Here is a 2,054-nt window from a genome sequence, read left to right as displayed (position 1 = left end):
ACGCGGGTCTTTTATATCTGCAAAAGCTTTTATAATTTCGATTTCAGACACAGTAGTAGGAGCAAGAAGCTAGAATTTGCGCTGGATTATACCATATTGCACCTTCCTTTAGAATGAAATAGCCCTGATCCCAACCCCCAGACAGAAATTCAAGATTTTGCTGAAAAAATTGATTTAAAATTTATTACCGATGGCCTTTATAAACTCCTGTCTTCAATGAATATGGGTACTAATCGTATCCGTGAAACTGTTTTGGGATTGCGAAATTTTTCCCGTCATGATGAAGCAGATAAAAAATTAGTTGACATTCATTAAGGAATTGATAATACATTATTAATTTTGCATCATCGTTGGAAAAATAATGGTATTTGGCTAGATATATCTATTATTAAAGAATATGGCAATTTGCCCTTATTTTATTGCTTTACTGGGCAGGTTAATCAAGTATTTATAAATATTTTGACCAATGCAATTGATGCTTTAGAAGAATCGATGGTCAATTTAAAAACAATTGATAAACCGCAAATTACAATTCGTACTGAAATTTTAGACAGTAAATTTGTTGTAATCCGAATTGCTGATAATGGGTTAGGAATAGAGGAAGATATTAGAAACCGATTATTTGATCCCCTTTTGACAACAAAACATGTAGGTAAAGGAACAGGGCTAGGACTGTCAATTAGCTACCAAATTGTAGTAGAAAAATATGGTGGAAGTTTGAATTGTCTATCAGAACCAGGAAAAGGCAAAGAATTTTGGATCGAAATTCCAATTTAAACAGGATTTAATCTTGACTTTATCCATTTTTTTTGCAGTGTGATACTCCTGTGGTATGATTGCACGGACTCTATCACTGAAATCTCTGTGGGACGCTAGTTTTGCTTTTTAACTTTATCGATGAGCTATGACGTGAAAAACTATTTGCCAGAAGTCAAAGTTTTTGCTAAATAAAGAAACCCGAGTTGTTAATTTTGAATAAAGCCGAGCTTAAAGTTGAATCTTCATACTCAAATCCAACCACTTCGACTGAGTAATCGGCGCACTGCTAGAAATATAGTCAACACCGGTCTCTGCTACACCGCGAATAGTTTCCAAAGTCACATTCCCAGAAGCTTCTATTTTCACCCGGCTATCCTGCTGACGAATCAACTGCACTGCCTGACACATCATATCCAAAGGCATATTGTCCAACATAATAATGTCAGCATTGTCCTGTAAAGCTTCTTTGACCTGCTCTAAACTTTCCGTTTCCACCTCTATAGTCAAGGGATAAGGAATTTGAGAACGAATACGGGTAACAGCTTCTCCAATTCCCCCAGCAGCCGCAATGTGATTATCCTTAATCATCACCGCATCATCTAACCCCATACGGTGATTAATCGCCCCACCCAAAGCAGTCGCGTACTTTTCCAAGAGTCTCAGCCCTGGCGTCGTTTTACGCGTATCCACCAACTGACAAGGTAAATCAGCAATTCTCTCTACATATATATTAGTCAGCGTAGCAATCCCACTCAACCGCATAGCCAAATTGAGCGCAACTCTTTCCCCCATCAGCAGCGCATCCAGCGAACCATGAATTTCAGCTACTACTTGTCCTGGCTCACACCATGTACCTTCAGCCGAAACCGCCACAAAGCCGACTTTTTCATTCAAAATCTGAAACACCCTAGCAGCAACAGGTAAGCCAGAAATAATCCCAGAACCTTTAGAAATCCATCTAGCCGAGCCAAGGGTCACATCTTGTACAAGTAGAGAATTAGTAGTGCGATCGCCCCTGCCAATATCCTCCAGCAACCAGCTATGTAACAGAGGATCTAAAACCAGCCAAGGCGGCAAAACAGCAGAATTGGTCACAAATTTATTGCTTTCTTAGAGACTTCCAGGAATACTATAGCCTAAAACCCTTACCCTTCAAGGCTTTGATAGAGAATCAGAAGCGGTCCAAAAGATTTTTGGAAAAATAGTTGACACAATTAATTAGGTTCGTTATATTGAATAAGTGCCTGAAGCGAAGCGAAGAGAAGCGACGCTAAAAGGTGAACCGAACCTTGAAA

General features: G+C 39.1%; 2 protein-coding genes. One reads left to right on the top strand and one right to left on the bottom strand.

Annotation, left to right across the window (positions count from 1 at the left end; translation table 11 throughout):
- Positions 1–339: 339 nt before the first annotated feature.
- Positions 340–777, top strand: a complete 438-nt coding sequence (locus LC608_RS36720; protein ID WP_308189989.1) for an ATP-binding protein — start codon at positions 340–342, stop codon at positions 775–777.
- A 210-nt stretch (positions 778–987) separates the two neighbouring features.
- Here LC608_RS36720 and nadC read toward each other — a convergent pair whose 3' ends face one another.
- Positions 988–1,854 (bottom strand): carboxylating nicotinate-nucleotide diphosphorylase, encoded by an 867-nt coding sequence (gene nadC, locus LC608_RS36715; protein WP_229558189.1) that lies wholly within the window; start codon positions 1,852–1,854, stop codon positions 988–990.
- Positions 1,855–2,054: the final 200 nt, after the last annotated feature.

This window comes from Nostoc sp. XA010, from assembly GCF_020829625.1.
In the GTDB taxonomy this organism is placed as follows: Bacteria; Cyanobacteriota; Cyanobacteriia; order Cyanobacteriales; family Nostocaceae; genus Nostoc.
This window is presented reverse-complemented; position numbering and strand designations above follow the sequence as displayed.